This is a genomic window from Halorhodospira abdelmalekii, from assembly GCF_016583625.1.
GTDB lineage: Bacteria > Pseudomonadota > Gammaproteobacteria > Nitrococcales > Halorhodospiraceae > Halorhodospira > Halorhodospira abdelmalekii.
In genome coordinates this window covers 39,010-46,422 of the sequence record NZ_NRRN01000026.1, presented here as the reverse complement: position 1 = coordinate 46,422, position 7,413 = coordinate 39,010, and the positions used below count along the sequence as shown (strand labels likewise).

Here is a 7,413-nt window from a genome sequence, read left to right as displayed (position 1 = left end):
CCGTCACACCGAAGAAACCGACGTAAAACGGCCCGACCCAGAAATCAAACAGGTCACCGCCGAGGAGAGTGCCCCCTCTTACTCGGTATTTTCGCTCAAAATCTAACAACGCCATGGCTGAAGTCCCTCACACGGCACCTTTTTTCGGATCCCCGACCCTGATGGGGGACCGCCTCGGGCGCTCTATTGCAGCCGAAACGATCCCCCAATCGGGCCGAGGGGCTTTGGTGCTTAGCCCTGCTGCGGAGGAAGTTAGTCGCACCAGGCCAGGTCTTAAACCGATGGCCGAAGACCCCCTCCGCGACCGCACTACTCAGCCGAAGGCTATTAGCCGTCGTAAGAAGTGCGGGCCCAGATGCCGGGATCCTCGTCCATGTAGTACTCGGCAGCAGGCGCACCCTCGAGCCAGTTGAAACGCTCGGAGCTGATGCAAGCGAAGTGCACCGCAAACGCCAGGAGCGCGAAGAAGAGGTGGAAGCCCACCGCCGTCATGCGAAAGTCAACAAATTTCCAAAGTTTCCACATGGTCTAGTCTCCTTAGCCTTTAACCGAAGATCGGCGATTGTTGAACAGCGGCCGTGACCGAGCTCGCTTGCTCTTGGACCGAGGTCAGAGCGGAGCGGACGTAGTCAGGGGCATGGTCCTCAAGGCGGTTACCGGCCTTGCCCGGGTGGAACGGACGCCACGCGTAGGCCAGGGCGTTGGCGATCAGGCCGATCGACCAGTACGCGTGCATGCCCAGCATGTTCATCTCGTGGATCTCTTGGCACTCTTCGTCAGTGAGCCCCGTGCGAATATCAGACATAGTTCATACCTCCGTTCGGCGTTTTACCCAGCTCCGCGCTACACCCCGCGCGGCAAGGGATTGTCGCCACCTTGGTGGTGGCCTTTTTCCCCGCCGAGAACCCCGCTCTCGGCTGGAAAATCGATGAATTCGAAAACGCTGCCTCTGTTACCGCTCTTTCTGAACATCGTCGCCGCTGCACCGCCTAGTGACGCATCGCCTCAGCAGCCACCGGCTGCACTTTCATTACCGTCAGCTCATGAAAGCGTATGGGATCGCCGTCCGCGCGGCAGCGCGCGCCTCTTCGATGATGGAACGCCGCTCGCTCTTTCGTGAGCGCCAATGCGACGGCGAGAGACGAGCGATCAGGGCGCCCAACAGAAAGACGACAAAGCTAACGGCCAACAACAGACGATACTGCATCTCTTCGTTGCGCCGGGCTCTGCCCGAACCGGGCCGCGCTTTGATTGCCTCGCTCATCTGAAGTGCCTCCTTCGGTGCACCGCTCCGCGTTTAGCCTCGGGGTCAATCATCTACCGAAAGTGGCCGAGGCTTCAACGGGTAGCGCGCTTTCGCCGCGCCTCTCCGGGACCTCCCTGGTCACGCGCCTGGGCCTCAGCCCGAGCCTCCCGGCTCTTCCTCGTGCCGCAACCCTGGCAACACGTCGCTACAGCTTCTGACGTGCTCCTCGCGGACCCGATCGGCGCCAGCGGTCCGCGCTCGCCGCTCGGCCTCATCGCGCAGGCGCTTAGCCGCTGAGATCCGCACCAACATCGGCTGCTTCTCAACCCAGCGCTCCAGCACCGCGCGCGCACCCTCGTCCCAGGTCAGTGCATCGGTGCTCGCCCCGCCAGCGAGGGCCGCCGCCTCCGCTGCGGCCTTACCGTCTGCACCCTCTGCCGCGCCCTGCCCTGAACGGGCCAGGGTCGCCTCGACCTGATCCATCTCGGTGCCGAGCGGCAAGATGTGGAACAGGGCGTCGAAGAGCGCGTTGCAGACCTCCTGCACGATGTAAGTGGCCCCACCGTACCCCATGAACGGGGTTCCCGTGTGGCGGCGTATGACCGCACCAGGAAAGGAAGCGGGGATGTAGCGGGGACTGCCGCCGATCTCGGCGGCGTACATGCGCTCGTTGTAGCTGCCGAAGAGGACCAGCGGCGTCTTGGTGTGAACCGCGGTGCGCACCGCGTTGTTGTCGGTCTTGCCGCCAGGGCGGCGCTCGAAGCAGAAGCTGCACGGCATCCCGAGATCGTCGCTGAGCAGGCGGCGAATCCCGCGCGCATGGGTCTGGCCGGCGACGACCCCGAAGCTCGCGGTGGCGAAGAAGTCGAGCGTGCCGGAGCGCCACAGATCCCATAACGGCTTCAGCGTGGTGTGCTTCTCTTGCTCGATAAAGGGCTCGGGATCGAGTCCAAGCGCCTCGCCGAGGGCGCGCAGGAAGCGGGTCGTGTTCTCGAAGCCGACCGGGGCTTGCAGATAGGGGCGGCCAAGTGCCTCACAGAGGGCACGCCCGTACTCGTGGTACATGCAGACATTGAGATCGGCGTCGATCAGGCGGCCGATGTGGTCGACGTGGCAGCCGAGCGGAAAGACGACGTTGATCTCGGCCCCGATCCCTTCAATGAGTCGCTTGATCTCGGCCAGATCGGAGGCCATGTTGAACATGCCGTAGGCCGGACCGATGATGTTGACGCGCGGGGCGGCCCCCTCCGGGCGCGGCCGCGGTTTGGGGTCGCGTCCGCGGCGACGGCCGAACTGCTCCCAGAGCCAACGCAAGGCACGATCGGCTGCCTGCCACTGATCCTCGTCGATAGTCCGCGGGAGAAAGCGTAGGATGCCGGTGCCTTCAGGGGTCACGCCGCCGCCGATCATCTCGGCAATCGAACCGGTCACTACCACGCTCGGCTGCTGCGGATCGAGGCTCTCGTAGGCCGTCTTCATCGCCTCTTCGGTGCCGGCGCGGTTCAGTTCCTCCTCGGAGAGACCGGTGACGACCACCGGCAGCTCTTCGGGCGGCAGCGCATCAGTGTAGTGAAGCACGGCGGTGACGGGTAGATTCTCGCAGCCGACCGGACCGTCGATGATGACCTGCAGCCCCTTCACGGCAGTAAAGCAGTAGACGGCCCCCCAGTACCCACCCGCACGATCGAGATCGGGGATCAGCATCCGTGCGCTCCCTTGTGCTGCCCAGCTCGTTGCCCAGCGCCGGCGCTGCCGGTGACCGCCGCACTGCCGGCCGCTTGAGCCAAGGCCGTCGCCAGCTGATGCGGTGAACGGTGCCAGATACCCGCCGTCGGCCCCTGGCCGACCCCAGCAAAGAACTCGTTCATGGTGGTACAGCGCTCCTTGTAGCCGATCGCGGCGTTGATGACCTGCGCCAGCGAGCCCGGTCCGGCAGGCCCCATCAGTGGCCGGGCGGAGATCAAGTTGGTAAAGTAGAGACCCGGAATGGCGCGCTCTTTGGCCCGTTGCGCCAGCGGCGTGGTGCCGATGGCCAGATCGGGGCGGTGGGCATCGACCGCCGCGCTCTCATCGCGCAAGGTCGCGCGGAAGCGGACCGGGATACCGCGCGCCTCCAGCCAGCTGCGGTCGGGATCGGACCACGGCGTCTGCGGCAGGGCGGTGTTGACGGCACAGACCTCGGCACCGCACTCGACTAACAAGCGGGCGACGAGCAGTTCCGAACCTTCGTAGCCGGAGATGGTAACCTTGCCGCGGATCGGCGCCGCAGCGATCGCCTCTTCGAGTACCGGCAGGGTCGCCTCTTTCGCCGCGGCGATGGCCTCACGGCTGACGCCGCAGACCTCGCCGACCGCCTCCAGCCACGCCTCGGTCCCCTCGCGTCCGACTGGCGCCGAGGGCACCGCCGGCCGCCCGGCCGCCTCAAACTCGGCCAGCGAGGCGGTGTAGTGGGGGTGGATGGCGGCGGCGGCGCGGCAATCGAGCGCGGCGTAGAGCTCCCGCCACTCGCGCGTCGGCACCACCTGCCCGGCGGCCAACCCCATCGGCTCAAGCATCCGGCCGATGCTGACTGCATCGCCGGGGAACATCTCGCCGAGGAGGGTCACGACCGGCACCTGCGCCCGTCCACTGCGCGGCGCCTTCACCGGCCCGCGCTCAGCCTCGCTGCGGGCGTAGCGCAACATCGCCGCAGCGAGCCGATCTTTGGCCTCGGCGTGGGTTGTGACGCCGAAGCCCGGCACATCGAGTGGCAGGATGCGCACGCCGTTGATCGCCTCGGGCAGCAGCCGCAGCGGCACCCCAGAGGCGCTCGGCACACAGAGGTTGACGACGACGATGGCGTCGTAGTGGCGCGGGTCGGCGAGCTCGTAGACGGCCTGATGGACATCCTCGAAGAGCCCGCCGGTGATCAGCGACTCTGAGTCGAAGGGGACGTAGCCGATGCTGCGGCGGGCGCCGTAGAAGTGGCCGGTAAAGCTTAAGCCGTAGACACAGCAGGCCGAACCGACAGCGACCGTGGCCATCCGGCGCATGCGCAGCCCCACCCGCAGGGAGCCGAAGGCCGGACACATCGTTTGGGGTTGGTTAAAGACTCCCGCTCGCTCGCTCATTTCCATTCTCCGGCGCGAGGCAGCGTACCGTCCGTACCGTCATCGGTCTTCGTCGTAGACGATCTCGAGGGACGGCTTCTCCGTCGCCGCCTGCGTGCACATGTCCTCAGGTTGTGCGGGGATCAGCTCGACATCGCGGCCGACATCCTCGCTCTTGAACAGTCCCAGGAGCTCTTCGTGGGACAGGGGGTTGGGCATCACTGGGGGGGCCTCATCGACGTTGATCGCCAACTGCTCGAAGAGCCCGCCCCACTCGCCGCCCGGATAGCCGACGATCTCGTAGTTGGCACTCTTGCGCCGGATCTCTTCGTCGGCGGGGATGGAGGCCAGCACCGGGATCTGTGCCGCCTCGGCAAAGGCTTGCGCCTCGCCGGTGCCGTCGTCTTTGTTGATGACCAAGCCAGCGACCCCGACGTGACCGCCGAGGCGGCGGAAGTAGTCAACGGCTGAGCAGACGTTGTTGGCGACATAGAGCGACTGTAAGTCGTTCGCCCCGACCAGGATCACCTTTTGGCAGAGATCGCGGGCGATCGGCAGACCGAAGCCGCCACAGACGACATCGCCGAGGAAGTCGAGCAGGACGTAGTCGAAGTCCCACTCGTGAAAACCGAGCCCTTCAAGGATCTCAAAGCCGTGGATGATCCCGCGGCCGCCGCAGCCACGACCGACCTCCGGGCCGCCGAGTTCCATCGCGAAGACGCCGTCGCGCTTGAAGCAGACGTCGCTGATGGTCACCGGCTCGCCTGCAGCCTTTTTGCGCGACGAGGTTTCGATGATGGTCGGTGTGGCACGCCCGCCGAAGAGCAGCGAGGTGGTGTCGCTTTTCGGGTCACAGCCGAGCAGGAGCACCTTTTTGCCCTGCTGCGCCATCATGTAGGAGAGGTTGGAGAGGGTGAAACTCTTGCCGATGCCCCCTTTGCCGTAAATCGCGATGACCTGCGTCTCTTTCTCCGCGCGTTGCTCCGGTTGCTCGGCACCCATCAGCCTTCTCTCCAATCCAGGATCATTTTCAGACATTCGGGGTCGTTAAAGGCGATCCGATAGGCCGCATCGGCGGCCTCGACCCCGTGACGATGCGTAATCAGGCCGCTCAGATCGAGCGCCCCCGAAGTGATGCGCGCCATCACCGCCTCAAGATCGGCCCGCTGCCACTCGGCGGCGATGCGAATTGAGGCCTCGCGCATGAAGGCTTGGGCAAACTCGAAGCTCAGCGGCTGACTGTAGAATCCGGCCAGGACGACCTCACCGTTGCGCCCGAGGCGGCTGATCAAGGTATCGAGCAGCCGACTATCGCCGCTGACATCGCAGATCCGCGGGTAGTCTTGCCGATCGTCCTCGCTCGGGTCGACCACGGTGTAGCCGAGCGCACCGCCGCGCCGCTGCTCGTTCGTCTCCCAGACCGTCGGCGGCTCTCCGAGTAGGGTGCCGATCCGCGCCATCAACCGCCCAAGCACCCCGTGCCCGATGATCAGCTGTGGCGGCGCCGGCGCTACGGCGTGCCAGGCAGTCGCAGCCAAGGCCAGCAACACCCCGCGCTCACCGAGCGACTCGGGGATTGCCACCCCGCGCTGACCGCCGATGACCACCCGTGAGGCTGCCCCGCCGAAGACACCGCGGGCCTCGTTAAAGCAGCTCGCCCCAGGGACGAAGAGCAGATCACCGACGCTGCGCCCCGACTCAGGACCAGCGGCCACCACCCGGCCGACCGACTCGTAGCCAGGCACCAACGGGTAACCGAGCCCCGGGAAGTAAGGCATGGTGCCGGTCCAGAGCAGCCGCTCGGTGCCGGTGCTGATGCCGCTGTAGTGGATATCGACGACGACGTCCTCGGGACCGGGCTCGATCAGCGTCACCGGCTCGACGGCGAGCTGTTGTGGGGCTTGAAAAACGACCGCGCGCGCTTGCTGAATGACCGTTGACTCCTCCACCACATCCCCCTCGCCTGCAGTATTGACGTCCGACATGGCAGGGTAGCCTAACCGTTCGCTGGGCGATGTCAAGAAGACGTGCGCGCCTTGCGGTCCGCCTCCAGCCGACCACGACCACCGCGCCGCGTCCGCCGCCACCGCACTGGGGGCGACTGAACGCGGCTGAACGCGACGGGGCACGACCAGGCGGCGCGCTCAGGCGGCGCTGCGTCCGAGTTGCTTGGGCAGGACCCGCTCCATCTCCTTGAGAATCCCGGCGCGCAGCTGCTCGGCCCCGGCACAGTCGGGCACGGCGGCGACGGCCTCTTCGACCAAGCGATCGAGACGCTCTTTAGCGCCCTTCACGCCGAGTTCGCGGACTGCGCTCGGCAGCCCGTGCGTGACATCTTGGCCGGTCGGTTTGCCGAGCTCTTCTTCGGCGCCGACGGCATCGCGCAGATCGTCGGCCACCTGGTACGCTTCACCAAGGCGCTCGCCGACCAAGCGCCAACGCTCAAGTTGACTGTGATCGCCGGCCGCGATTGCCCCAGCGACGGTCGCGGCAGCGAAGAGCGAGCCGGTCTTCGCTTGATGGTAGGCGGCCACCGGCACCTCCGGCTCCGACTCCCACGCCTGCCCGGCGGTGATACCGTACGGCATCCCGGTCGCCCGGCTCACCGTCAGCAGCAGCTCGGCGGCCCGCTCGGGGGCTGCGGTGATCTGCAGGGTTAAGGTTTCAAGGGCGTGGACGATCAGGGCGTCGCCGGCGAGCACCGCCAGGCGTTCGCCGTAAGCGACGTGGACGGAGGGCTGGCCGCGGCGTGTCGCCGCATCATCGAAACAGGGCAAGTCGTCGTGGACCAACGAGGCGCAGTGCATCAGCTCGATGGCTACGGCGGCAGCGTCGGCCAACTCCGGGCACTCGTCGCCACAGGCCAGCGCCACGGTCAGACAGAGCCGTGGCCGCACCCGAGCGCCGCCGCCAAAGACGGCGTGCCGGACCGCCTCGGCTAGGAGCGGCGGGGCCGGTTCAGCCACTGCGCGGGCAACAGCTGCCTCTAGTGCGCGTTCGATGCGTTGACTCGGTTCCATGTAGCCCCTCCCGACGGCGGCGTGTACGCTTTAGAGTGGATCGATGCAGTGACCATGT

General features: G+C 66.2%; 8 protein-coding genes and 1 pseudogene. All 9 read right to left on the bottom strand.

Annotation, left to right across the window (positions count from 1 at the left end; genetic code table 11):
• Window positions 1-115 (bottom strand): annotated as a pseudogene (locus CKO15_RS14120) (photosynthetic reaction center subunit L); the annotation flags it as partial.
• A 212-nt stretch (window positions 116-327) separates the two neighbouring features.
• Window positions 328-525, bottom strand: a complete 198-nt coding sequence (gene pufA / locus CKO15_RS07925; RefSeq protein WP_200194663.1) for a light-harvesting antenna LH1, alpha subunit — start codon at window positions 523-525, stop codon at window positions 328-330.
• A gap of 19 nt (window positions 526-544) precedes the next feature.
• A complete protein-coding gene (locus tag CKO15_RS07920; protein WP_200194661.1) occupies window positions 545-805 on the bottom strand; it encodes a hypothetical protein in 261 nt (86 codons plus the stop codon).
• A gap of 231 nt (window positions 806-1,036) precedes the next feature.
• Window positions 1,037-1,264, bottom strand: coding sequence for a hypothetical protein (locus CKO15_RS07915; protein ID WP_200194659.1), 228 nt, complete (start codon window positions 1,262-1,264; stop codon window positions 1,037-1,039).
• Between the two features lie 135 nt (window positions 1,265-1,399).
• A complete protein-coding gene (gene bchZ / locus CKO15_RS07910; protein ID WP_200194657.1) occupies window positions 1,400-2,950 on the bottom strand; it encodes a chlorophyllide a reductase subunit Z in 1,551 nt (516 codons plus the stop codon).
• A complete protein-coding gene (gene bchY / locus CKO15_RS07905) occupies window positions 2,944-4,356 on the bottom strand; it encodes a chlorophyllide a reductase subunit Y (protein ID WP_200194655.1) in 1,413 nt (470 codons plus the stop codon). Before bchY ends, bchZ begins: the two co-directional genes overlap by 7 nt.
• Window positions 4,357-4,395: 39 nt before the next feature.
• On the bottom strand, window positions 4,396-5,337 hold the full coding sequence (locus CKO15_RS07900; protein ID WP_200194653.1) for a chlorophyllide a reductase iron protein subunit X: 942 nt from the start codon (window positions 5,335-5,337) through the stop codon (window positions 4,396-4,398).
• The gene (bchC, locus tag CKO15_RS07895; protein WP_200194651.1) at window positions 5,337-6,320 is read right to left on the bottom strand and encodes a chlorophyll synthesis pathway protein BchC; all 984 of its coding nucleotides are present in this window, start codon (window positions 6,318-6,320) and stop codon (window positions 5,337-5,339) included. Before bchC ends, CKO15_RS07900 begins: the two co-directional genes overlap by 1 nt.
• Before the next feature lie 159 nt (window positions 6,321-6,479).
• Window positions 6,480-7,355 carry a polyprenyl synthetase family protein gene (locus tag CKO15_RS07890; protein WP_200194649.1) on the bottom strand — a complete coding sequence of 292 codons (876 nt, stop codon included), beginning with the start codon at window positions 7,353-7,355 and terminating at the stop codon, window positions 6,480-6,482.
• Between the last annotated feature and the right edge of the window lie 58 nt (window positions 7,356-7,413).

What these genes read in the sequence shown, in the direction of transcription:
- bchC (WP_200194651.1), bottom strand. Translation starts at nt 6,320, where the DNA reads ATGTCGGACGTCAATACTGCAGGCGAGGGGGATGTGGTGGAGGAGTCA.
- CKO15_RS07890 (WP_200194649.1), bottom strand. Translation starts at nt 7,355, where the DNA reads ATGGAACCGAGTCAACGCATCGAACGCGCACTAGAGGCAGCTGTTGCC.
- CKO15_RS07920 (WP_200194661.1), bottom strand. Translation starts at nt 805, where the DNA reads ATGTCTGATATTCGCACGGGGCTCACTGACGAAGAGTGCCAAGAGATC.
- bchY (WP_200194655.1), bottom strand. Translation starts at nt 4,356, where the DNA reads ATGAGCGAGCGAGCGGGAGTCTTTAACCAACCCCAAACGATGTGTCCG.
- bchZ (WP_200194657.1), bottom strand. Translation starts at nt 2,950, where the DNA reads ATGCTGATCCCCGATCTCGATCGTGCGGGTGGGTACTGGGGGGCCGTC.
- pufA (WP_200194663.1), bottom strand. Translation starts at nt 525, where the DNA reads ATGTGGAAACTTTGGAAATTTGTTGACTTTCGCATGACGGCGGTGGGC.
- CKO15_RS07915 (WP_200194659.1), bottom strand. Translation starts at nt 1,264, where the DNA reads ATGAGCGAGGCAATCAAAGCGCGGCCCGGTTCGGGCAGAGCCCGGCGC.
- CKO15_RS07900 (WP_200194653.1), bottom strand. Translation starts at nt 5,337, where the DNA reads ATGGGTGCCGAGCAACCGGAGCAACGCGCGGAGAAAGAGACGCAGGTC.